This is a genomic window from Nonomuraea endophytica, assembly GCF_014203235.1.
In the GTDB taxonomy this organism is placed as follows: domain Bacteria; phylum Actinomycetota; class Actinomycetes; order Streptosporangiales; family Streptosporangiaceae; genus Nonomuraea; species Nonomuraea endophytica.
This window is the reverse complement of record NZ_JACHIN010000003.1, coordinates 498,337-520,574: the sequence shown is the minus strand read 5'-3', so window position 1 is coordinate 520,574 and position 22,238 is coordinate 498,337. Positions and strand designations below refer to the sequence as shown.

General features: G+C 73.2%; 19 protein-coding genes and 1 pseudogene. 15 read left to right on the top strand and 5 right to left on the bottom strand.

The annotated features are described in order from the left end of the window. The first annotated feature begins 34 nt into the window (after nucleotides 1-34). The 5 genes from HNR40_RS14345 to pabB are packed head-to-tail and all read left to right on the top strand — an operon-like array spanning nucleotide 35 to nucleotide 5,719. Nucleotides 35-742 carry a Phenylacetic acid catabolic protein gene (locus HNR40_RS14345; protein WP_246509036.1) on the top strand — a complete coding sequence of 236 codons (708 nt, stop codon included), beginning with the start codon at nucleotides 35-37 and terminating at the stop codon, nucleotides 740-742. Further along, nucleotides 721-1,281, top strand: a complete 561-nt coding sequence (locus HNR40_RS14340; protein ID WP_184961226.1) for a hypothetical protein — start codon at nucleotides 721-723, stop codon at nucleotides 1,279-1,281. The genes HNR40_RS14345 and HNR40_RS14340 overlap by 22 nt, the downstream gene beginning before the upstream one ends. Then, the gene (locus HNR40_RS14335; RefSeq protein ID WP_184961224.1) at nucleotides 1,274-2,800 is read left to right on the top strand and encodes an AMP-binding protein; all 1,527 of its coding nucleotides are present in this window, start codon (nucleotides 1,274-1,276) and stop codon (nucleotides 2,798-2,800) included. The genes HNR40_RS14340 and HNR40_RS14335 overlap by 8 nt, the downstream gene beginning before the upstream one ends. A gap of 4 nt (nucleotides 2,801-2,804) precedes the next feature. Continuing rightward, entirely contained in the window at nucleotides 2,805-3,644 is an 840-nt protein-coding gene (locus tag HNR40_RS14330) for an aminotransferase class IV (protein WP_184961222.1), read from the top strand. Further along, on the top strand, nucleotides 3,632-5,719 hold the full coding sequence (gene pabB / locus HNR40_RS14325) for an aminodeoxychorismate synthase component I (protein ID WP_184961220.1): 2,088 nt from the start codon (nucleotides 3,632-3,634) through the stop codon (nucleotides 5,717-5,719). Before HNR40_RS14330 ends, pabB begins: the two co-directional genes overlap by 13 nt. On the opposite strand, the gene HNR40_RS14320 is transcribed toward pabB, so the two are convergent. Beyond that, nucleotides 5,658-6,299 (bottom strand): helix-turn-helix transcriptional regulator, encoded by a 642-nt coding sequence (locus tag HNR40_RS14320; RefSeq protein WP_184961218.1) that lies wholly within the window; start codon nucleotides 6,297-6,299, stop codon nucleotides 5,658-5,660. The genes pabB and HNR40_RS14320 overlap by 62 nt on opposite strands. A gap of 146 nt (nucleotides 6,300-6,445) precedes the next feature. Continuing rightward, nucleotides 6,446-6,862: pseudogene (locus HNR40_RS14315) on the bottom strand (helix-turn-helix domain-containing protein); the annotation flags it as partial. A gap of 67 nt (nucleotides 6,863-6,929) precedes the next feature. Here HNR40_RS14315 and HNR40_RS14310 point away from each other — a divergent pair. Beyond that, nucleotides 6,930-7,850 (top strand): NAD(P)/FAD-dependent oxidoreductase, encoded by a 921-nt coding sequence (locus tag HNR40_RS14310; protein WP_184961216.1) that lies wholly within the window; start codon nucleotides 6,930-6,932, stop codon nucleotides 7,848-7,850. A 4-nt stretch (nucleotides 7,851-7,854) separates the two neighbouring features. Here HNR40_RS14310 and HNR40_RS14305 read toward each other — a convergent pair whose 3' ends face one another. Further along, nucleotides 7,855-8,991, bottom strand: coding sequence for an agmatinase family protein (locus HNR40_RS14305; RefSeq protein ID WP_184961214.1), 1,137 nt, complete (start codon nucleotides 8,989-8,991; stop codon nucleotides 7,855-7,857). A 40-nt stretch (nucleotides 8,992-9,031) separates the two neighbouring features. On the opposite strand from HNR40_RS14305, the gene HNR40_RS14300 reads away from it, so the two are divergent. Then, a complete protein-coding gene (locus HNR40_RS14300) occupies nucleotides 9,032-10,477 on the top strand; it encodes a high affinity choline transporter 1 (protein WP_184961212.1) in 1,446 nt (481 codons plus the stop codon). On the opposite strand, the gene HNR40_RS14295 is transcribed toward HNR40_RS14300, so the two are convergent. Continuing rightward, on the bottom strand, nucleotides 10,474-10,974 hold the full coding sequence (locus tag HNR40_RS14295; RefSeq protein WP_184961210.1) for a TetR/AcrR family transcriptional regulator: 501 nt from the start codon (nucleotides 10,972-10,974) through the stop codon (nucleotides 10,474-10,476). The two genes, HNR40_RS14300 and HNR40_RS14295, sit on opposite strands and share 4 nt — an antisense overlap. Then, nucleotides 10,967-11,356, bottom strand: coding sequence for a DUF4260 family protein (locus tag HNR40_RS14290; RefSeq protein WP_184961208.1), 390 nt, complete (start codon nucleotides 11,354-11,356; stop codon nucleotides 10,967-10,969). Before HNR40_RS14290 ends, HNR40_RS14295 begins: the two co-directional genes overlap by 8 nt. A gap of 84 nt (nucleotides 11,357-11,440) precedes the next feature. Between HNR40_RS14290 and HNR40_RS14285 the strand changes: the two genes are divergently transcribed. The 8 genes from HNR40_RS14285 to HNR40_RS57190 all read left to right on the top strand — a co-directional run bounded on the left by HNR40_RS14285 (nucleotide 11,441) and on the right by HNR40_RS57190 (nucleotide 22,232). Then, nucleotides 11,441-12,403, top strand: coding sequence for a GlxA family transcriptional regulator (locus HNR40_RS14285; protein ID WP_184961206.1), 963 nt, complete (start codon nucleotides 11,441-11,443; stop codon nucleotides 12,401-12,403). Between the two features lie 133 nt (nucleotides 12,404-12,536). Continuing rightward, complete coding sequence (locus tag HNR40_RS14280; RefSeq protein ID WP_184961204.1) at nucleotides 12,537-14,021, top strand: serine hydrolase domain-containing protein; 1,485 nt, start codon at nucleotides 12,537-12,539, stop codon at nucleotides 14,019-14,021. Nucleotides 14,022-14,143: 122 nt separating this feature from the next. Then, nucleotides 14,144-15,688, top strand: coding sequence for an ABC transporter substrate-binding protein (locus tag HNR40_RS14275; protein ID WP_184961202.1), 1,545 nt, complete (start codon nucleotides 14,144-14,146; stop codon nucleotides 15,686-15,688). A gap of 1 nt (nucleotide 15,689) precedes the next feature. After that, nucleotides 15,690-16,625 carry an ABC transporter permease gene (locus HNR40_RS14270; RefSeq protein WP_184961200.1) on the top strand — a complete coding sequence of 312 codons (936 nt, stop codon included), beginning with the start codon at nucleotides 15,690-15,692 and terminating at the stop codon, nucleotides 16,623-16,625. Continuing rightward, nucleotides 16,622-17,416, top strand: coding sequence for an ABC transporter permease (locus HNR40_RS14265; protein ID WP_184961198.1), 795 nt, complete (start codon nucleotides 16,622-16,624; stop codon nucleotides 17,414-17,416). The genes HNR40_RS14270 and HNR40_RS14265 overlap by 4 nt, the downstream gene beginning before the upstream one ends. Then, entirely contained in the window at nucleotides 17,413-19,077 is a 1,665-nt protein-coding gene (locus tag HNR40_RS14260; protein WP_184961196.1) for an oligopeptide/dipeptide ABC transporter ATP-binding protein, read from the top strand. Before HNR40_RS14265 ends, HNR40_RS14260 begins: the two co-directional genes overlap by 4 nt. A 54-nt stretch (nucleotides 19,078-19,131) precedes the next feature. Next, nucleotides 19,132-20,667 carry an N-acyl-D-amino-acid deacylase family protein gene (locus HNR40_RS14255; protein WP_184961194.1) on the top strand — a complete coding sequence of 512 codons (1,536 nt, stop codon included), beginning with the start codon at nucleotides 19,132-19,134 and terminating at the stop codon, nucleotides 20,665-20,667. Beyond that, complete coding sequence (locus tag HNR40_RS57190) at nucleotides 20,664-22,232, top strand: PucR family transcriptional regulator (protein ID WP_184961192.1); 1,569 nt, start codon at nucleotides 20,664-20,666, stop codon at nucleotides 22,230-22,232. Before HNR40_RS14255 ends, HNR40_RS57190 begins: the two co-directional genes overlap by 4 nt. The last annotated feature ends 6 nt before the right edge of the window (nucleotides 22,233-22,238 follow it).

Genomic DNA, 22,238 nt, shown 5'->3' with positions numbered 1-22,238 from the left:
CGAACCGCACTTAGCTTCCGTCGATATGCCCCAGATGCTGATTGACGACGTCCACGACGCCGCCGCGGCGCACGCGTTCGGCGCGGAGTACGTCACCGCGCTCGGCAAGATCATCAACAGCCACGTGCGCAACGAGGCGGCCGGCGCTGCGGTGTTCGACGAGCCCTCCATTTCGCTCGCCCCCACTCCGCACGAGAAATGGCTGGCCTGCAGAATGGCGATGGAGGAATACGGACATCATTTGAAGTTCAACAAACTCGCCGCGCAGCTCGGCCTCGAAGACGACCAGGACAGGCCGCCGCTTTCCGTCTTCGACTATCAGGTGACCTCGTGGACCGGATATGTGATGACCAAGGCGATCGTGGATCTGGCCGAGGTCGTGCTGATGGAAGACCTGTGCGAATGCTCGTACGTGCCGCTGCGCATGTTGTGCCGGTCGCTGATGCGGGAGGAGCGTTTCCACGTCTCCTTCGGCGCCAGGACCGCCGCGCGGCTGGCCGCCGATCCCACCCGGCGTGACGAGGTGCGGTCCTCGGCCCATCACCTCATCCGGATGACGCTGCCCTTCTTCGGCCGCAGCGACTCCAGGAACAACGAGATCTTCCGGCGCTGGGGCATCAAGCGGCTGAGCAACGACGAGTCGCGGGCCGAGTTCGTGCGGCGGACCCGGGTGCTGCTGTGCGACGAGCTCGGCCTGGACTATCCGGAGGTGGGGACGCGGTGGAACGCTACTACGAGCTGAACGCCCCGCCCCCCGACCTGCCCGCGGTGCTCGGGCCGGGAGGCGACGACGTGCTCGCCCTGCTCGACGGCCTGTCCGTGGCGCCGGGCCGGGTGCCGGACGAAGTGGACGGCCTGCCGGTGCGGCGGGTCGGCCAGGTGCCCTCCGCGCTGCTCGACCGGGTGGAACCCGGCTGGCTGGCCGCGCTGGAGGGCCGCCGGGCCCGCGCCAGGACACGCCTGGTGGCGGCGGGCCGCGAGACCCGGCTGGAGCTGGCCGAACACGTGGCGATGCTGGTGGCCACCCCACGCCTCGAACCCGCCGAGCCCGGCGACGGCGACGCCCTCGCCCAGTCCGGCGCCATCCTCTGGCTCCTCGGCACCCTGGTCGCCGCGGCCCTGGCCGACGAGCACGACGACGCGACGCCCACTGTCCGGGCCGACCGGCTCGACGACACGACACTGACCGGGTTGGTCGCGCGGGGCTGGTGGCCGGTCGGGCCTGTGGACGGCGCTTTCGTGATCGCCCCTCTCACCCTCCCGAGGACATGCCATGCGTGAGGTCCTGCCCCGGCGACGTTCCGCTCCAAGAGCCACAGAACCGACCGGCAACTGCGCCACCTACCTGGCCGCCCTGGCCCGGCGCGAAGGATGGTGGGATCTGCCCGCCTTCCACGCGCCCGGCCGTTCCTACACGCACGGCGAGGTGCACACGCTGGCCGCCGGCGCCGCCTCCGTCCTGGCCGGTCACGGTGTACGGCCCGGCGACCGGGTGCTGATCGCCCTGGGCGACGGCATCGCCTGGGTGAGCGCCTTCCTGGGCGCGGCCCGGCTGGGCGCGGTGGCGGTGCCGGTCAACCCCGACCTGACCGCCGACGACCACGCCTTCATGGCCGCCGACTGCCGGGCCCGGCTCGTGGTCTGCGGCGACGACCTCGTGGGGCGGTTCGGCGGCGGTGCGGTACTGGCTGATGAGAGGCTGGTGACGCTGGCGGCGGGCGCGCCCGCCGGGCCGGTGCGGAGTGTCAGCGGCCGGACGCCGCTCTACGCGCAGTACACCTCGGGCACGACCGGCACGCCCAAGGCGGCGCTGCACCGCCACGCCGACCTCGCCGGCTACATGCGCGCGGCGGGCACCGGCGTGACCGGGGTGACCCGCGACGACGTGACGCTGTCGATCTCGAAGATGTTCTTCGCCTACGGTCTCGGCAACGCGCTGGTCTTCCCGTTGTTCTCGGGTTCGTCGGCGGTGCTGCTGCCGCACCGGGCCGCGCCGGGCGACCTCGCCGAGGCCATCGCCCGCCACCGCGTCACGCTCCTGTACGGCGTGCCGACCGCCTACGCCAACCTGCTCGCCGACTGCCCGCCCGACCCCTTCTCCACGGTACGGCTGGCCGTCTCCGCCGGCGAACCCCTGCCCGCCCAGGTGGGCGAACGGGCCCGTGACCTGCTCGGCGCCCCGGTCCTCGACCAGCTCGGCTCGACCGAGGCCGGGCACGCGTTCTGCTCCAACACCGCCTGGAGCGACGAGCCGGGCACCATCGGCCACCCGCTGCCGGGCTACGAGGTGGCGCTGCGCGACAAGAACGGCGCGCTGGTCACGCTCGGCCAGGGCGAGATCTGGGTGCGCGGCGACGCGGTCATGATCGAGTACCTGGGGCGGCCGGAGCAGACGGCCCGAGCCCTGCGCGGCGGCTGGCTGCGCACCGGCGACCTGGCCGAGTACGTGGACGGCGGCGCGCTCAAGCACTGCGGCCGGGCCGACGACATGGAGATGGTCGGCGGCATCACCGTCTCCCCCACCGAGATCGAACGCGTCCTGGCCGAGCATCCCGCGGTAGCCGAGGTGGCCGTGGCGGTCGTGCGCGACGAGCGCGGCGCCGGACGGCTGCGCGCCTACGTCGTGCTCGGCGTCGAGCACGGCTCGGGCGCCACCGGCCTGGAAGACGAGCTGATCGGGCTGGCCCGCCGCCGGCTGGCCCCGTACAAGGTGCCGCGCAGCGTGGAGGTACGCCCCGCGCTGCCGCGCACCCCGACCGGCAAACTGCGCCGTTTCGCGGTGCGCGAGGGAAAGTGGTGATGGCATGCTGACCGTCCGCGCGGACGAACGCCTGGCGTGGGATCCGGACTCCGGCCTGGTGTCCGCCGCCGACCGGCCGCCCGGCGAGCCCGCTGTGGTGGACTCGTGGCTGGTCGCCGACGAGCGGGTGCGCGACCTGCCCCTGCACGAGGAGCGTTTCGTGCGCGCCAGCACGGAGCTGGTGCCCGGCCTGCGGGCCGCCGCCGTCCACGACTTCCTCGACGCGGTACGCCGCTCGCTGCCCGGCCACGGCCGCTGGTTTCCCCGGGTCGAGGCTTACGCGGGGGCCGGTCCCCGGCTGGCGCTCTGGCCCAGGCCCGCCCCCGAGCCGGGCGACGCCGAGGTCACCCTCTGGGTCCCGCCGGCCGCCGACCCGCGCCGCCGTCCCACCGTCAAGGGCCCCGACCTGCGGGTGCTGGCGGAGCTGCGCGACCGGGCCAGGGCGCGGGGCGCCGACGACGCGCTGCTCTACGACCGTCACGGCACCGCGCTGGAGAGCGCTCACAGCGCGCTGGTGTGGTGGCGCGGCGGCACGCTCTGCGTGCCCGATCGGGCGCTGCCGGTCCTGCCGTCGGTGACCAGGATCCATCTCGAACGGCTGGCCGCCTGCTGGCGCTGCCCGGTCAGGCGCGAGCGGGTGAGCGTGGCCGAGCTGATGGAGCTGGAGACCTGGAGCGTCAACGCCCTGCACGGGCTGCGTCCGGTCCGGGCCTGGGTCGACGCGGCCGGCCGTACCAGGGCGGCGGCCCGGACCTCGGCGCGGGCGGCGGAGTGGCGGCAGGCCGTCAGCCACCGCGCGGTGCTGCCCGTCCTGCCCGCCCGGGAGCAGCCGTGCGCACCCTGATCGTGGACAACCACGACTCCTACACCTACAACCTGTTCCAGCTCGCCGCCCAGGCCTACGGCGTGGAGCCGGTCGTGCTGACCAACGACGACCCGCGCTGGGACGGCCTGGACCTCGGCCACTTCGACGCGCTCATCGTCTCCCCCGGCCCCGGACGCCCGCAGATGGAGCGCGACGTCGGCGTCACGCTGGAAGTGATCCGGCGCTCCGGCCTGCCCGTGCTGGGCGTCTGCCTCGGCCACCAGGCGCTGGCGTGGATGTCGGGCGCCGACGTGGTCCCGGCGCCCATCCCAATCCACGGGTACGTGGAGGAGATCAGGCACTGCGGCCGCGACCTGTTCAGCGGGCTGCCGCAGGGCTTCGCCGCGGTGCGCTACCACTCGCTGTGCGTGGCGACACCGCCGCCCGCCGACCTGGAGATCACCGCGTGGAGCGCCGACTCGGTGGTGATGGGGCTGCGGCACCGCGAGATGCCGTGGTGGGGGGTGCAGTTCCATCCGGAGTCGATCTCCACCGAGCACGGTCCCGCGCTGATGCGCAACTTCCGCGATCTGGCGTACGGCCGCGCCGTCACCCTCACCCCCGCGCCCGCCTGGTCGCTGGAGGTGGAGCGGGTGGACGGCGTGCCTGACGCCGGGCGGGTCTTCGGGGAGGTGTTCGGGGCCGAGCCGCACGCGTTCTGGCTGGACAGCAGCCGGGCCGAGCCCGGGCTGGCCCGGTTCTCGTTCCTGGGGGACGCGGGCGGGCCGCACGGCGAGGTGCTGTCCTGCCAGCCGGGCTCGGGCAGCGTGGTGGTCAGTTCGGGGGGCTCGGAGTCAGCGGTCTTCGCCTCGGTCTTCGACGTGCTGGCCGATCGGGTGGCGGCTCGGGCCGTACCGGATGAGCTGCCCTTCGATCTGAACGGCGGCTACGTCGGATACTTCGGGTATGAGCTCAAGCGTGACTGCGGCGCTCCGGCCGCGCACGTCTCCCCCTTGCCCGACGCGGTCTGGATGTCGGCGACCCGGCTCGTCGCCTTCGACCATGAGCGCGGGCAGTCCTGGGTGCTGGCGCTGACCGACGGCCGCGCCGCGAGCCGGTCGGCGGCACGGGCCTGGGTGGCGGAAACCGCCGCGACCTGCCGAACCACCGAACCCGACCCGGCCCCGCCACCTGACGCACCGGACCCGGCAGCCGGGTTCGATCCTGAGCCGTGGATGGTCAGAGATCGTGCCCGCTATGTCGCCGACATCGAGGAGTGCCTGCGGCTGCTGCGGGCCGGCGAGAGCTACGAGATCTGCCTGACCAACACCGCCGAGATCCCCTTCGACGGCTCCCCGTTCGAGCTCTACCTGGCCCAGCGGCGGCTCAACCCGGCCCCCTACGCCGCGTACCTGCGCCTGGGCGACACCCACGTGCTGTGCTCGTCGCCGGAGCGGTTCCTCAAGGTCGGCAGGGACGGCGTCGCCGAGTCCAAGCCGATCAAGGGCACCGCCCCGCGCTCGCCCGAGCCGCGCGCCGACACCGCCCTGCGTGAGGAGCTCGCCACCTCCGACAAGACCAGGGCGGAGAACCTCATGATCGTGGACCTGCTCCGCAACGACCTGGGCCGCATCAGCGACGTCGGCTCCGTGTCCGTGCCGCGCTTCATGGCGGTGGAGTCCTACGAGACCGTGCACCAGCTCGTCTCGACCGTGCGCGGCCACCTGAACGACGGGGTCGGCGCGGTGGCGGCGGCCCGCGCCTGCTTCCCCGGCGGCTCGATGACGGGCGCGCCGAAGCTGCGCACGATGGAGATCATCGACCGGCTGGAGGGCCGGGCCAGGGGTGTGTACTCCGGCGCCATCGGCTTCTTCGGCCTGGGCGGCGGCGCCGACCTCAACATCGTGATCCGCACCGCCGTGGCCCGCGACGGCCGGCTGTCAGTGGGGGCTGGCGGCGCGATCGTGCTGGACTCGGACCCGGCGGCGGAGTACGAGGAGATGCTGCTCAAGGCTCGTGCCCCGCTGCGCGGGCTGTCCCGGCGGCCGGAGGTCACCCTCGCGGGCGGCGTGCGTCCCCCGGATCCCCCGGATCGCGAACCAGCCCGCGACTGATCGCCACCGCCGCGGCCAGCGTCCTGTTCGGGACGCTGAGCTTGGCCAGGATGTTGGCGACGTGCCGCTTGGCGCCGTGCTCGGAGATGCCGAGCCGGCGCGCGATCTGCTTGTTGCTCAGCCCCTCGACCAAGAGTGCAAGCGCTTCCATCTCGCGGCAGCTCAAAGGCCCGTCCGTCGTCTCATCGCGCCGTGCCGGGGCCGGCTGGCGGTTCCGGGGGTCGGGCCCGACCTGGGCCATCAGCTTGCGCACCACCGCGCCGGGCATCGGCACGAGCCCGCTTTCCAGGTCGCTCAGCGCGCTGGAGAGCGACTCGCGGGTGAGCACGTTCTCCAGGAGGTAGCCGTCGGCGGGGATGGGCGCGACCTGGGCCAGCGTCCTGTCGCTGGCGGTGCGCAGGACCAGCAGCACGCGTACGCCGAGATCGCTGGCGGTCCGCGCGAGCTTCTCCGCCCGCTGCGGCTCCGGGGTGTCGCTCAGTACCAGGAGGGTGGGGCGGCCGGAGTGCAGGATGCCCATGCTCTGGTCGACACAGGAGCTGCCGACCACGTCGTCCACGGTGTCGAGATCCCGCAGCATCGCGCAGAGACCGCACCGCACCACTTCACTGCCCAGGGAGACCAGGGCAACTCGTTCTGATGTCATCGTCATCCGCCGTCGCGTCGGGGGTAACGAAGGACTACCCATCAGGCTTCACGATATGTCCGCGAACATGAGCCTCACTGCAGCGGCAGCCGCACCCGCCCGGCCAGCACGTAGAGCCACTCGTAGCCCTCGTGCGCGGGCTGCTCGCTCATGTCCTCCTCCCGCAGGATGATCATCCTGTACGCCTGCAGCCCGCCGCCCATCTGCCGGGTCAGCGGGACGAAGGTCCGGCCGTAGCGGTTGAAGGGCCGCAGGTGGATGCGCGGGTCCCCGGTCTCCGGCGCGCCGGCCAGCTCATCCAGCGGCACCCGGTACGCCTGCGCGAGCGGCAGCAGGAGCTCCAGGGTGGGTTTGCGCTGCCCGGACTCCAGGCGCGACAGCGTGCTGAGCGAGATCCCGGTCGTCGTGCTCAGCTCGCTCAGCGTCACGCCGTGCTCGCCCCGGAGCGCGCGCAGCCTCGGCCCCACGGACCCAAGGACGGCAGCCAGTTCTTCCACGACCCCAGTTTGCCAAAACAGCAACGGTGTTTGTCAATTCACCCTCTCATGGCGCACTCTCAGCGGCATGACAGAGATGCGACGTTACGACGTGATCGTGATAGGCGGCGCGGCCGCGGGTCTGAGCGGGGCGACGGCGCTGGCGCGTTCCCGCCGGTCGGTCCTGGTGATCGACTCGGGCGAGCCGCGCAACGCCCCCTCCGACGGGGTCCACAACTACCTGGGGCACGACGGGCTGCCGCCGGCCCAGTTGCTGGCCAGGGGCCGCGAGGAGTTCACCGGCTACGGCGGCGAGATCCGCGAGGGCTTCGTGTCGTCGGTGACCCGGCTGCCCGGCGACGCCTTCGCGGTCACGCTGCGGGACGGCGGCGTGGCCGAGGGCTCCAGGATCCTGGTGGCGACCGGGCTGAGGGACGAACTGCCCGACCTCCCGGGACTGGCCGAACGCTGGGGCCGCGACGTGCTGCACTGCCCGTACTGCCACGGGTGGGAGATGCGCGACCGGGCGATCGGGGTGCTGGCCACCGGGCCGCTGGCCGTACACCAGGCGTCGTTGTGGCGTCAGCTGAGCAAGGACGTGATCCTCTTCTCGCACACCGTGCCCGATCTGGACCTGTCCGGTCTCGACGTCGAGGTGGTCGACGGCGTCGTCACCGCCGTGGAGACGCGCGACGACCACCTGTCCGGCGTACGGCTGGCCGACGGCAGGACCATCGCCCGCGACGTCCTCGTCGTGAGCCCGGTCATGCACGCCCGCGCCGAGTTCCTCAAGGACCTGGGCCTCGAACCCGTGATCCAGGAGATGGACGACTACGTGATCGGCAGCCAGATCCCCGCCGGTCCCACGGGCGCCACGGACGTGCCGGGCGTGTGGGTGGCGGGCAACGTGTCGGGCCTGATGGAGACCGTGGTCGGCGCCGCGGCGGCGGGACTGCGCGCCGCCGTCGCCATCAACGCCGACCTGATCATGTCCGGAAGGCAGGCCTGAACGATCAGGCGGCCGGACCCCAGGCGGGCCGCGCCCCGGTGGCCGGCTTGCGGCCGAGCTTGCCCGACCTGACCTGTACGGCGAGGCTGTCGAGGATGACCCGGGAGCTGAGCAGGGCGGTCTGCTCGGCCCAGTCGTAGGGCGGCGAGCACTCGACGACCTCGATCCCGGCCAGCCCGGGTTCGGAGACCAGCCGGACCAGGTTGAGCGCCTCGCGGGGCAGCAGGCCGCCGGGCTCCGGCCAGCCGGTGCCGGGGACGAACCCCGCGTCGATGACGTCGATGTCGAACGACAGGTAGACGGCCTCGGCGTTCTGCCAGGCGATCTCCAGGGCGGTCTCGGCCACGCGCTCCACCCCGACGCGCTCCACGTCGCCGACGGTGATCACGGTGGTGCCGCGCTCGCGGCCCACCTGGACGCCGGGGCGGGGCGCCTGCCAGCCGCCGATGCCGACCTGGACGAGGTTGGTGGCGGGGGCGTTCTTGATGTTGGTGGCGTGGAACCACGGCGTGGTGTGCATGCGCTCGTCGAGGTCGGTCTCCTGCGTGTCGACGTGCCGGTCGAAGTGGATGATGCCGATGTTGCCCTCGTGGTGCGGGGCCAGGCCGCGGATGGTCGGGAACCCGATCGAGTGGTCGCCGCCGAGCACCACGGGCATCACGCCCTGCCGTACGACGTGGCTCATCGCCTGGCTGATCTGGTCGAACGACTTCTCCAGGTTGCCGGGGATGGTGAAGACGTCCCCGATGTCCACCAGGTTGAGCTGTTCGCGCAGGTCGACGCCGAGTTCGTAGCTGTAGGTGCCGAACAGGTTGGTGCTGCGCCGGATGCCCTGCGGGCCGAACCGGGTTCCCGGGCGGTAGGTGGCCCCGGAGTCGAGCGGCACGCCGAAGATCGCCACCTCGGCGTCCCCGACGTCGTGCACGTCCTCCAGGTAGGGACATTTCAGGAAGGTTCCGCGTTCGCCGGCGAAGTGCGGCAGCTCTCCCCTGGCGAACGTGGGAATCGTCCTGTCGTTGATCGTCGGCGCGCCCTCGAGACCGTGGGCGAGCGCCCGCTCGATCTCCTCGTCGCGCCGCATGGTCGGAAGTTCCGCCTCGGCCCGCTGGGCCCAGGCGCCTTCTTGACTTACGGTTGTCATGTCTTCTGAGTCTTCGCTCGCGACGATCGGCTGTCCAGCAATGATCATTCTGGGTGTCGCGCTCGCCATCTTCTCCATGATCGTCGTCGGCCTGCTGGTCGCCCGCCGGGTCGCCGGTGACAGCAGGAACTTCCTGGTCGCCGGCCGCACTCTCGCCTTACCCATCGTGGCGGCGACGCTGATGGGCCAGGCCGTCGACACCAACGCCACCCTCGGCGCCACCGACCAGGCCGCGAAGCTCGGCTTCTGGGCGGGCGCCACGCTCCCGCTGGGGCTGGCGCTGTGCCTGCTGCTCACCGGCCTGTTCTTCGCGCGGCCGATGAACCGCATGGGCCTGACGACCCTGCCCGACTTCTTCCGGCTCCGGTACGGCCGCGCCACCGAGGTCGCCGCCTCCGTGCTGATGATCACCGCGTTCGCGATCCTGGTCGCGGGGAACCTGGTGGCGGGGGGTTTCCTGTTCCAGAAGTTCCTCGGCACGCCGTACGGGGTGGGCGTGCTCATCATCGTGGCCGCCGTGCTGATCTACACACTGGCCGGCGGCATCCTCAGCGACGCCTACAGCTCGATCGTGCAGATGCTGGTCACCACGGCCGCCTCGATGGCCCTGCTGATCTGGGTCGCGGTGACCTTCGGGCTGAAGAGCGACCCCGGCATGGGCCCGCTCGACCTGGGGCAGCTGTCCGATCCGGCGCAGGGCGCGGTGGTCAACTGGGCCACGCTGGCCGCGCTCGGCATCGGCGACATCGTGGCGATCGACTTCATGCAGCGCGTCTTCGCCGCCCGCTCCCCCGACGTCGCGCGCCGGGCCTGCTTCCTGGCCGCGGCGGGCACGGCGGTGGTCGGCGTGCCGTTCGCGCTGGTCGCGGTCTCCACCGGGCACGGTCTGCTGACGCTGCTCGACGAGGCCGCGCCGGTCGGGCTGAGCGTGCTGGTGCTGGCGGGCATCGTGAGCGCGTCGCTGTCCACGGCCGACGGCGCGATCCTCGGCACCGCCGCCGTGGCGGTGCGCAACGTCGGCACCGTGCGCCGCGTGCACCGCCCTGACCGCGCCGATCCGCTGCTGCGCGCGACCCGCTGGGCGATGCTCCCGGTGGTCGGCGGCTCGATGCTGCTGGCCCTGCGGGTGCCGCAGACCGGCGTCCTGCTCACGCTGGCGTTCGACCTGATGCTGGCGTGCCTGGCGGTGCCGTTCGTGCTGGGCATGTTCTGGCGGCGCGGCTCCTCGGGCGCCGCCCTGGCCGCGCTGACGGTCGGCCTGGTGGTACGGCTGACGCTGTTCGCCCTGACCCCCACCATGTACGGCGCCGAGAACACGCTGCTCTACGTGCCGAACACGCTGGTCGGGGCGGCGTTCGACGGCTGGCCCACGTTCATCGCGGTGGCCGCCTCCCTGCTCACCTACGTCCTGGTGGCCCTCCTCCGCGCCCCGGCCGGAATCCGCGGCCTGGACCTGCGCGTGGAAGAGGCCCCGGCGGAGCGTTAGGGCACGGAGAAGGCGGCCATCCCCGCCTCCCACGCGCTGCCGAGGTCGGCGCCGGGCGGGAAGCGGCCGTCGAGTTCGAGTATCACCATGCCGTGCGCGAAGGCCCAGGCGGCCCGGGATGCGGCCTCGTCGAAGGCGACGGCGCGTACCAGCGGCATGGCCGCGCGCTCCTCCACGCCGGGCGGCAGCAGGTCGCGCGGCAGCGGCCCGCTGCTCATCAGCCGGTAGAGGTGGGGGTGCGCGAGCGCGTAGCGCCGGTAGGCGACGCCGAGGGCGGGCAGGCCGGGTCCCGCCGCTTCGAGCGCCTCGGCCAGTTCGGTCATGGCCACGCCGATCACCTGGGCCTCGACCGCCGCCTTGTCGGGGAAGTGCTTGTACAGCGAGGGCGCCCGGATGCCCAGCCGGTTGGCGAGCGCCCGCATGGTCAGGGCGTCGGCGCCGCCGTCCTCGATCAGCTCGCGGGCGGCGGTGACGATCTGGGCGGCGCGCTCAGACATCCCTGGACCCGTCGGGGTTGCGCAGGCCGTACCCGAAGGCCCGGTCGGCGGCGACGTGCAGCAGCCACGCGAGTCCCGCCACGAACAACGGCACGAAGTCGATCGGACCAAAGGAGTAGCCGACGAGGATCACCAGCGGGATCCAGGGGCGGTGCATGAAGTTGTAGTACGGCACCGCCTTGGGCGACAGGCGTCCGTTGCCCCCTTCACGCGCCCCGATGAACATCGTCAGGTCCGGCACGATCACGACCGCGATCGCCGTCACCAGCGCCGGGACGCCGTGGTTGACGACCTCCAGGACGGTGAAGGCCAGCAGGAACAGGGCGAGTGCCGCCCACGCGACACGGGCGGCCACGTTGCGGGCGGGAGCGGCTACGGCCATCGGGGACCTCCATAGAGGGCTAACGCTGTTAGCTTTACAGTAGGGCTAACACTGTTAGCCAGTCAAGGGGCTTAAGGTCGGCGCATGAGGCATTTCGTGGTCGTCGGCTACGACGCCGCAGAGCTGCTCGACATCGCCTGCGTGGTCGGCTGCCTGGAGAGCGCGAACCTGCGCGGCGCCGATCCCCTGTACAAGGTCCGCCTGGCCACGCCCGGCGCCCGGTCCATCGACTGCGGCCCCACCGTCACACTCCAGCCCGGCGAGCGGCTCGAACACGTCAAAGGCCCGATCGACACGCTGCTGATCTCCGGCGGCGTCGGCTGCCAGGACGCCGCGGCCGACCGGATGCTCGTCGCGCACGTGCGCCGCCTGGCCCGCGAGAGCCGCCGCGTGGCCTCCGTCTGCACCGGCGCCTGGATCCTGGCCGCCGCCGGCCTCCTGGACGGCCGGCGCGCCACCACCCACTGGAACTGGGCCGACATGCTCGCCAAACAGCACCCGCAGGTGCTGCTCGACCCCGATCCCATCTTCGTGCGCGACGGCCACGTCTACACCTCCGCCGGCGTCACCAGCGCCCTGGACCTCACGCTCGCCCTCATCGAGGAGGACCACGGCGCCGAACTGGCCCGCACCGTGGCCCGCCAGCTCGTCACCTACTTACAGCGGCCGGGCAACCAGGCGCAGATGAGCATGTTCACCGCCCCGCCGCCCCCGGCCGACAGCCTGGTCCAGCGGGTGGTCGACCACGTCACCGCCCACCTCGACGCCGACCTCGCGGTCGCGACGCTGGCCGCCGGCGCGGGGGTGAGCGAGCGCCACCTGACCCGGTTGTTCCTGCGCCACCTGGGACAGACGCCGGGCAAGTTCGTCCGCCAGGCCCGGGTGGAGGCCGCCGCCCACTTGCTCTCGGCCACCTCGCTCCCCCTGGAGACCGTGGCCGCCCGCTGCGGCTTCGGCAGCGCGGAGACGTTGCGGCAGGCGTTCACCGGCCGCTACGGCGTCCCGCCCTCCCACTACCGCCACACCCAATCCCGCACCACCACCTGACCCTCCGCCGCGCGCACGGCGTTCGTGCCCACGGCGCAAGGACCGGACCTTGGGCGTGTGGCACAAAGGGCGCGGGTCATCCGTCGTCGCGCACGCCAAAGGAGTGCGGCGACCACCTGGCGATACTGGCCGCATGGATCTCGAACGAGTCAAAACCGAGGTGTCCTCCCTGGTCGGAGCTGGCTCCCCGGGCATCGCCGTGGCCGTGTACAAGGACGGCGCGGCGATCATGACCGCCGTGGGCGGCGCGGCCTGCGTGGAGTTCGGCGTACCGGTCGACGAGCGCACCCGCTTCGACATCGCCAGCGCGAGCAAGCAGTTCACCGCCGCGTGCGTGCTGCTGCTGGAGCGCGACGGCAAGCTGGCGCTGGACGACGACGTCCGCACGCACATCCCCGAGCTGAGCCTGGACACGCCGGTTACGCTGCGCCAGTGCCTGCACCACACGGGCGGCCTGCCCGAGTGGTACGCCCTGCAGCCCCTGACCGGCATCCCCCTCGCGGAGATGACCGAGCAGCGGCTGCTGGACATGGTCAAGGACGTCAGGCGCACGACGTTCCCGCCGGGCACGGACTTCTCCTACTCCAACACCGGCTACGTGCTGGCCGCCATCGTGGTCGGCAGGGTGTCGGGGACGTCGCTGGCCGCGTTCGCCCGCGAGCGGATCTTCACGCCGCTCGGGATGGACGACGCGCTGTTCCGCGACGACGCGTCCCTGCCGCTGGACCGGCTGGCCTACGGCTACGCCACCGCTCGGGGCGAGCCGCGCCGGGCCGACACCGAGGAGAGCGCGGTCGGCGACGGCGGCCTCGTGACCAGCGTGTCCGGCCTGGCGCCGTGGTTCGGTTTCCTGGCCGACGGGCGGGTGCTCGGGGCTGACCTGCGTGCGCGGCTGCTGGAGCGCGGGGTGCTGGCCGACGGGACGGCACTGCCGTACGCGCTGGGGATCTACCACGGCGCCGACGGCGGGTTCGGGCACGCGGGCGGCATGCACGGCTACCTGTCGAACCTGTGGTTCCTGCCGGAGGAGGGGGTGGGCATCGCCATCCTGTCGAACCAGACGGCGATCAACCCGGTGCGGCTGACCGGCAGGCTGCTCGGGCTGCTGCTGGATCGGGAGCCGCCGGCCGTACCGGGGCCGGGGACGCTGGCGCCGCCGGCCGAGCCGTACTGGCACGATCCGGTCACGGAGGCGACGCTCACGCTGACGGGCACGGAGTCCGGCTTGGAGGTCAAGGGTGGCGGGACGTTCACCGCGCGCCGGGACGGCCGCTGGCACGGCACCGGCGACGCCGAGGGCTCCTGGCTGGAGGTGGACGGCGGGCGGCTGCTGTCCGGCAGCGACCATCCCGCGCGTGGTCCCGTCGTGTTCTACCCGGCCGGGGCCCCCGGCCAGGCGCCGCCGCCCGACGGGGTGTTCCGCAGCGCCGAGCTCGGTGTGGAGGCGAGCCTGCGCGACGGGGCGGTGCGCGTCGGCCGCACCCTGGCCGAGCCGCTGACGCCCGCGCCCGGCGGGGTGTGGGAGGCGGGGCCGTTCACGCTGCGGCTGCACGAAGGCGAGCTGCTGCTCAGCGGCGGCGGGCTGCGCCGCATGCGCTTCCTGCCCGTACGCGACTGACGCGCCGATTGGCCTGCAGGACGAGGCGGGGACCGTGGGTTTTGGCTGCCGGGTCAGTGAACGGCGGCTGTCCGGCTTCTAGCGTCCGACTGTCCCCGCCCGTTCCCTTCCGAGGTGGTCCCATGACATACGCGAAGGCCGCGACCGCCGCCGTCGTACTCGCGCTCACCACCGCCTGCTCCTCCGGGGCGGGCCCGGCCCAGACCCGTGACTCGCTGGTCTGGGGCCTGGCCACCGCGCCCAACAGCCTGGACATCGCGCACGGCTTCAACAAGTCCTCGACCCTCGTCCAGAGCGCCGTCCTCGACACGATCGTCGCGCTCGACTCGACGGGCAAGCCGGCGCCGAGGCTGGCCGACTGGACCCAGCCCGACCCGGCGAGCTACCTGTTCACCCTCCGCAAGGGGATCCGCTTCTCCGACGGCACTCCTGTGACCGCCGACGACGCGGCCTTCTCACTGAGCCGCCACCTCGATCCGAAGGTCGCCTCGCAGGCCGCCTCCTACTTCACCGGGGTCAAGCGGGTCGAGGCCGTGGGCGAGGGGCAGGTCAGGGTCACGCTGAAGCGGCCGAGTCCGGCGTTCCTGGCGGTGGCGGCGACCGCCTGGCAGGTGACGCCGCGCAAGCTGGCCGAGGCGCACCCCAAGGACCTGGGCAGCCCCGAGGTCGGCACGGTGGGCACCGGCCCGTTCAAGGTGAGCAGGTTCTCGCTCACTTCGGGCGTGGTGCTGGAGCGCAACCCGTCCTACTGGGGCAAGCCGCCCGCGCTGCGCAAGGTCGAGTTCAAGACCATTCCCGACCCGGAGACGCTGCGGCTGGCCGTCAGGTCGGGCGAGGTGGACGCCACCGACGGGGTCAACGTCCGCGACGCCCGCAAATGGACGAACCTGCCCGGGGTCAAGGCGATCTTCTACCCGGGCAACGCCATCGCGTACCTGTCGCTGGCGCTGAAGTCCGGCCCGCTGAAGGACCCGCACGTGCGCAAGGCCATCGCCCACGCGGTCGACCGCAAGGCGGTGGCACAGCTGATGACGGCGGGACACGGCACCCCCGCGACGATCATGCTGCCGAAGCCGCAGATCACCGCCCTGTACGGCGACGACCTGCCCGGCCTGCCCGAGCACGCCCACGACCTTGCCGCCGCCAAGGCGGAGCTGGCCAAGTCCGGCTATCCGCACGGATTCGAGCTGAAGGCCCCGTACGCCTCCACCGGCGACACCGGCACGGTCATGCAGGCGGTCGCCGCGGACCTGGCCAAGATCGGCATCAGGCTCGTCCTGGAGCCCAGCCCGACCGACCAGTACGTCTCGCGCGTCATGGAGCACGACCGCCTGTCCATCCAGTTCGTCAACCTGGCCTACGGCACGCCCGAGCCGATCGAGGTGCTGCCCGACCTGGTCAGCCGCGCCTCCGCCGAGCCGCAGGGCTTCAACTTCTCCGGCTACGGCACCGCCGAGACCGACCGGCGCCTCGACGCGCTCTCCTCGGCCACCGGCGATGAGAAGAAGACTCAGGTCACGGCGCTGCTGAAGGAGATCGCCGAGCAGGTGCCGTACGTCCCGCTCTACTCCGCCGACTACGCCGCCGCCCTCAGCGAGAAGTTCACCGTCGGCTTCGACACCTGGACCGTCGACACCTTCGCCAACCTGCGCCCGGCGGGCCGCTGACATGGCGGTCGTCAAACGCCTGTGCTCGGCGATCCTGCTGCTCGGCGTGCTGTCGGTGCTCACCTACGGTCTGCTGGCGGCGGCGCCGGGCGGCCCCGAGCACGTGCTGCTGGGCGGCCGCCCGTCCACGCCGGAGACCAGGGCGGCCATCCGCGAGCAGTACCACCTCGACGACCCCTTCCCCGTCCGCTACGCGCGCTGGCTCGGCGACGCGGTGCGCGGCGACTTCGGCACCTCGATCTACTCCCGCGAGCCCGTCACCGCCGTGCTCGCCGAGCGGCTGCCCGTCACGGCCGCCCTCGCCGGCTACGCGCTCACGCTCACGGTGGTGGTCGGCGTGCCTGCCGGCCTCGCCGCCGCGATGCGCCGCGGCGGCGCCCTCGACCAGGGCATCACGCTGACCTCGCTGGTCGCGCTGTCGGTACCGCCGTTCGCGCTGAGCATCCTGCTGCTGTACGGCTTCGCCGTCACGCTGGGCTGGTTCCCCGTCTTCGGCGCCGGGGACACCCCGCTGGAACGGCTGACCCACCTGACGCTGCCGGCGATCGCGCTGGCCACGGCGCAGGCGGCGATCGTGGTCAGGCAGATGCGCGCCGCCGCGCTCGACCTGGCCGCGCAGGACTTCTTGACCTTCGCCAGAGCCCGCGGCCTGCCCAGGCGGCGCGTGTGGATCAGCTACGCGCTGCGCAACGCGGCGCTGCCGGTGCTGACCGTGGGCGGGCTGCTGCTGGCGGCCAACCTGACCGGCTCGGTCTTCGTCGAGCAGGCCTTCGGGCTGCACGGCCTCGGCGCGCTGCTGATCGGCGCCGTCGGCCAGAAGGACATCCCGGTGGTGCAGGCGCTCGTCCTGCTCGGCGGCGCGATCGTGATCGCCGTGAACCTGCTCATCGACCTGGCCTACGTGGCCGTCGACCCGAGGGTGAGGCGGCGGGCATGAGGGTGTTCCTGACGGGTGTGCTGGGGCTGGCGCTGGTGGCGGCCGTGGCGGGGACGTGGCTGGCGCCGTACGATCCGGGCGCGCAGGATCTCGCGCTCGGCGCGGCAGGCCCGAGCGCGGCGCACTGGCTCGGCACCGACGACCTGGGCCGCGACGTGCTGTCGCGGCTGCTGGCCGGGGCGGGCTCGGCGCTGCTGTGGCCGGTGGTGGTGGCCGTCTGCACGATGCTGCTGAGCACCTCGCTCGGGCTGCTGGCCGGCTACCGGCGGGGCTGGGTGGACGCGGTCATGATGCGCACGGTCGACCTGGCCATCGCGCTGCCGGGCATGCTCGTGCTGATCGTGGTCGTGGGCGTGCTCGGCGGCGGGTACGGCTGGGCCGTCCTGGCCATGGCGGTGCTGTTCACGCCGGGCGACATCCGGGTGATCCGCAGCCTCACCCTGGCCCAGCGCGAGCTCGCGTACGCGGAGGCGGCCAGGACGCTGGGGCTGCGCCCGGCGCGGATCATGTTCAGGCACCTGCTGCCGAACCTCGCGCCCACGGTGGTGGCCAGTGCGCTGCTCAGCTTCGTGGCCGCGCTGGTGGCGCTGGCCGGGCTGTCGTTCCTGGGCGTCGGGCTGCCGGCGGGCACGCCCGACTGGGGCCTGATGGTCGAGGAGAACCGCGGCCTGCTCGACCTGAACCCGTGGGCGGCCATCGCCCCCGCGGCGCTGATCACCGTGGTCGCCTGCACGGCGACCCTGCTGGGCGACCGGGCGTTCGAGTCGCTGTCGAAGGGAGGGCTGCGATGAGGATCTCCGCTCTGCGCGTGGCCGGGGCCGGGCTCATCGTGGACGGCGTCGACCTGGAGGTCTCGCCGGGTGAGACCGTGGGCCTGGTCGGCGAGTCGGGCAGCGGCAAGTCGCTGACCGCGCGGGCCGCTGCCGGGCTGCTGCCGAAGGGGCTGCGGGCCGAGGGCTCGGTGGCCTTCGACGGCAGGGAGTTCCTGGGCGCGCGCGAGCGGAGGTGGCGTTCGGTGCGCGGCACCCGGGTGAGCCTGCTCATGCAGGACCCCTTCGCCATGCTGAACCCGCTGCGAACGGCCGGCGCCCACATCGCCGAGTCGCTGCGGGGCCGCGAGAGCCGGGCGGAGGTGGCGCGGCGGCTGGCCGAGGTCGGGATCGACGACCCCCGCGTGGCCGGGCGCCATCCCTTCCAGTTGTCCGGCGGGATGCGTCAGCGGGTGGCGCTGGCCGCCGCGCTGGCGGGCGACCCCGAGCTGCTCATCGCCGACGAGCCCACCACGGCCCTGGACGCCACCACGCAGCACGACATCCTCATGCTGATCAAGAGCGTGCAGGCGGCGCGCGGCATGGGCGTGCTGCTCATCACCCACGACCTGCGGGTGGCCTTCGAGCTGTGCGACAGGGTCGCCGTCATGTACGCGGGCCGCGTCGTCGAGCAGGGCCCGGCCGCCGAGCTGGCCAAGTCCCCCGCGCACCCGTACACCGCCGGGCTGCTGGCCGCGGTGCCGGCCGCGGACCGCCGCCTGGCCCGGCTGAGCGGCATCAGGGGCAGCGTTCCCACGGCCGCGCAGGTGGCGGCCACGTGCGCGTTCGCCGCCCGCTGCGACCAGGCGACGCACGCGTGCGAGGAAGAGCGGCCGCCGCTGCGCGAGCTGGGTCCCGGCCGCCGCACGGCGTGCCTGCACGAGGTGCGTCCCCGCCCCCACGTGGAGGAGGCCACGCCGCCCGAACGCCCGGCCGCGGGGGCTGAGGTGCTGCGCGTCACCGACCTGCGCAAACGCTACGGCGGGCACGTCGCGCTCGGCGGCGTCTCCTTGCACGTGGGCCGGGGCGAGACCGTCGGCGTGGTCGGCGGCTCGGGCTCGGGCAAGACCACGCTGGCCCGCTGCGTCCTCGGGCTGGTCGCCCCCGATTCGGGCACGGTCGCGCTGGCCGACGCCGTACGCCCCCGGCACCGGCTCGTGCAGTGCGTCTTCCAGGACCCCTCGACCTCGCTCAACCCGGCCATGACCGTCGGCGCCGCGCTGGCCGAGGCCGCCGCGCAGGGCCCGGAGGAGGGCAGGCTGGGCGTGCGCGAACTGCTGGAGCTCGTCGGCCTGCCCGCCTCCTACGCCGGTCGGCGTCCCGCGGGCCTGTCGGGCGGCGAGCGGCAGCGCGTGGCCATCGCCAGGGCGCTGTCGGTCCGGCCAGAGCTGCTGATCTGTGACGAGCCCGTGGCCTCGCTGGACGTCTCGGTCCAGGCCCACGTGCTGGAGCTGCTGCGGGAGGTGGGCGGCAGCATGCTGTTCATCACCCACGACCTCGCGGTGGTCAGGCAACTGGCCGACCGGCTGGTGGTGCTCTCGCGCGGCGAGGTGGTGGAGAGCGGCGGCACCGCCGAGGTCCTCGACTCCCCCGCCCACGACTACACGCGCCGCCTCTTGGCCTCCGTACCAGCTATCCCATGACATTTCGGCCTTTCTCACTAGCGCCCGCGACACCGGGCAGGGGAGTCTTTCACCATGCATGACCTGCTCCTACGCGACGGAACCGTCCACGACGGCCTCGGCGGCCCGCCCCGGACCGCCGACGTCGCGATCACCGGGAGCCGCGTCACCGCGGTCGGCCGCGGCCTCGGCCCGGCCCGCCGGGTGATCGACGTCTCCGGTCTCGTCGTCGCCCCGGGCTTCGTGGATCCGCACAGCCACTCCGACACCGTGCCGTTCCTGGACGAGCCGCAGCCGTTCAAGCTGTTCCAGGGCGTCACCACCGAGATCGTCGGCAACTGCGGCTTCTCCTGCGGCCCCACCGACCCGCTGACCAGCGGATTCATGCCGTCCCTGCTGTCGAGCCATGAGTTCCGCGCGTTCGGCGACTACCTCGACGCCGCCGAGGCCGCCGGTCCGAGCAACAACCTCGCCGTCCTGGTCGGTCACAACACGCTGCGCCTGGCCGCCTCGGGCATGAGCGCCGAGATCACGCCGGAGCAGTTGGCGCACATGTGCGAGCTGGCCGCCCAGAGCTTCGAGGCGGGCGCCGCCGGGCTCTCCAGCGGCCTGGAGTACGTGCCCGGCGCCTACGCGAACGTTGACGAACTGGTCGCGCTGGCGCTGGTGGGCAAGCGATGGGGCCTGCCGTACGCGACGCACATGCGCAGTGAGAGCGAGGGGCTCGCCGACGCGCTCGACGAGGCGATCACGGTGGCGCGGCGGGCGGGCGTGCGGCTGCAGGTCTCGCACTGCAAGGCGTCGGGACGGGCGGTGCACGGCGCGTCGGCGATGGTGCTGGACAAGCTGGCCGGAGCCCGGCGCGCGGGCGTGGACGTGCGCGCCGACGTCTACCCCTACCTCGCCTTCGGCACCGGGCTGGTGGCCGTGCTGCCGCCGGCGGCGTGCGAGGGCGGCACGGAGGCGCTGATGGCCAGGCTCGCAGACCCGGCCGAGCGGGCGGCGCTGCGCGCGCTGGCCGAGAGCCCGGACACCGGCACCGGCGTCGGCATCTGGCGCGAGCTGCACCCGGCCGACGTGCAGATCCTCACGCACACCGGCCCGGGCGTCGCCGGCAAGCGGCTGTCCGACCTGGGCGGCGACCCGTGGGAGACGCTGTGCGAGCTGGTGCGGCTGGACCCGCAGGCCTCCGGCGTCTTCCACACCATGCACGAGAGCGATCTGCGCGCCTTCCTGGCCGACCCGCTGGTGTCGGTCGGCTCCGACGGCGGGCCGCCGATCGGGCCCAACCATCCGCGCACCTTCGGCGCCTTCCCCGTCTACCTGGGCGAGTACGTCACCGAGGAGGAGATGCCCGAGGCGATCCGCAAGGTCAGCTCCGCCGCGGCGGCCCAGTTCGGACTGGAGGGCCGCGGCTGGCTGGCGCCCGGGGCGATCGCCGACGTGGTCGTCCTCGACCGGGACCGGATCGGCCACGCGGGCACCTACGAGGAGCCGGACGTGCGGCCCACCGGCGTCGGGCACGTCTTCCTCGCCGGGCATCAGGTGATCGCCGACGGCGAGTTCACCGGCGGCAGGCACGGCCGGATCCTGCGGCGAGGAGCCCGGTGACGGCCGGTGGGCGGGTCACGCTGGGCGTCCTGGTCGACAGCCTCGGGCCCGAGGTGGCGCGCCCGCTGGCCCTGCCGCGCGGCAGGGAGCCGCTGGTCGGCTCGCCGGTCATCTACGATCCCGAAGAGACGCCGGCCGGGCTCGACGGGGCGGCGCTGCTGGTGACCGGGCGGCCATCGGCCGAGATCCTGGCCCGCGCGGGCGAGAGCCGGGTGGCCGCGGTGTTCGTCAAGCCCGGCACCCGCGACCCGGCCACGCTGGCCGCGGCGGCCGAGGCGGCGGGCACCGCGCTGCTGGCCGTGCCGCCGGAGCTGTCGTGGGGTCAGCTCTACTCGCTGATCGACGCCCTCCTCGCACTGGTCGGCCCGGCCCAGGACCCGGGCGGCACCCGCGCGGCCGACCTGTTCGCGCTGGCCAACGAGGTGGCCCGCAAGGTGGGCGGCGCGGTGGCGATCGAGGACCTGGCGATGCGGGTGCTGGCCTACTCCACCGTGGAGGGCCAGCGCATCGACGACCTGCGTAAGGAGGGCATCCTGGGCCGCAGGGTGCCCGAGCACCCGACCAACGCCGAGGAATACTCGGGCGTGCTGCGCGCCGACGGCGCGGTCTGGAGCTACACGCCGCGCGAGTTCTACCCCCGCCTGGCCATCGCCATCCGCGCCCACGGCGAGGCGCTCGGCACGATCTGGGCGGTGCAGGCCGACCAGCCCCTTGCCTCCGACGCCGAGGTGGCGCTCATCGAGGCGGCCGCCGCCGCGGCCCCGCACCTGGCGCGGATCAACCTGGCCGCCGACGAGGCGCGACGGCGGCGCGACGAGTGCCTGGGCTGGCTGCTGCGGGGCGTCGGCGCCGTGGACGAGCTGGCCACCTCCTTCGGCCTGCTGCCGGGCGAGCCGCTCACCGTGGTGACGCTCGGCCCGTACGCGGGCGCCGCCGACGCCTTCGCCGCAGCCCACGCCGCCGACATGCTGCGCACCGCCTACCTGGCCTACCGGATCAGGGCGGCGGCGGGCGTGGCGCGGGGCCGCGCCTACGCGATCGTCGCCGCCGAGGCGGGCGCGCCGCTGCTGCGCCGGATCACCCTGGACACGCTGGCCAGGGTGAGCGAACGGCTGGGCGGCGGGTGGCGGGCCGGGCTGGGCCGTACCGCGGAGAGCGTGGGCGGGGTGCCGGCCGGCGCCCGTCAGGCCGAGGAGGCGCTGCGCGCGGTCTGCGGGCCGTTCGCGCAGGAGCCGGTCGGCGCGCACGAAGAGCTGTCGGCCGCGCTGTTCCTCATGGACGTGGACGCCGCGCTGCGCCCCAAACCCTCCCTGTACGGCGAGCCGCTCGACCTCGTCTCCGGCCACGACGCCAAGCACGGCACCGACTACGTGCGCAGCCTGACCGTCTGGATCGGCGCCCACTACGACGTCCCCCGGGCCGCCGAGCTGCTCTCGCTGCACCCCAACACGCTGCGCTACCGGCTGCGCAGGATCGGCGAGCTGATCGCGCTGGACGACCCGGACACCCGCCTGGTGCTCGCCCTGCAGCTACGGCTGAGCGGCGCCACAAAGGCGGGCGGGTGAAGTTGG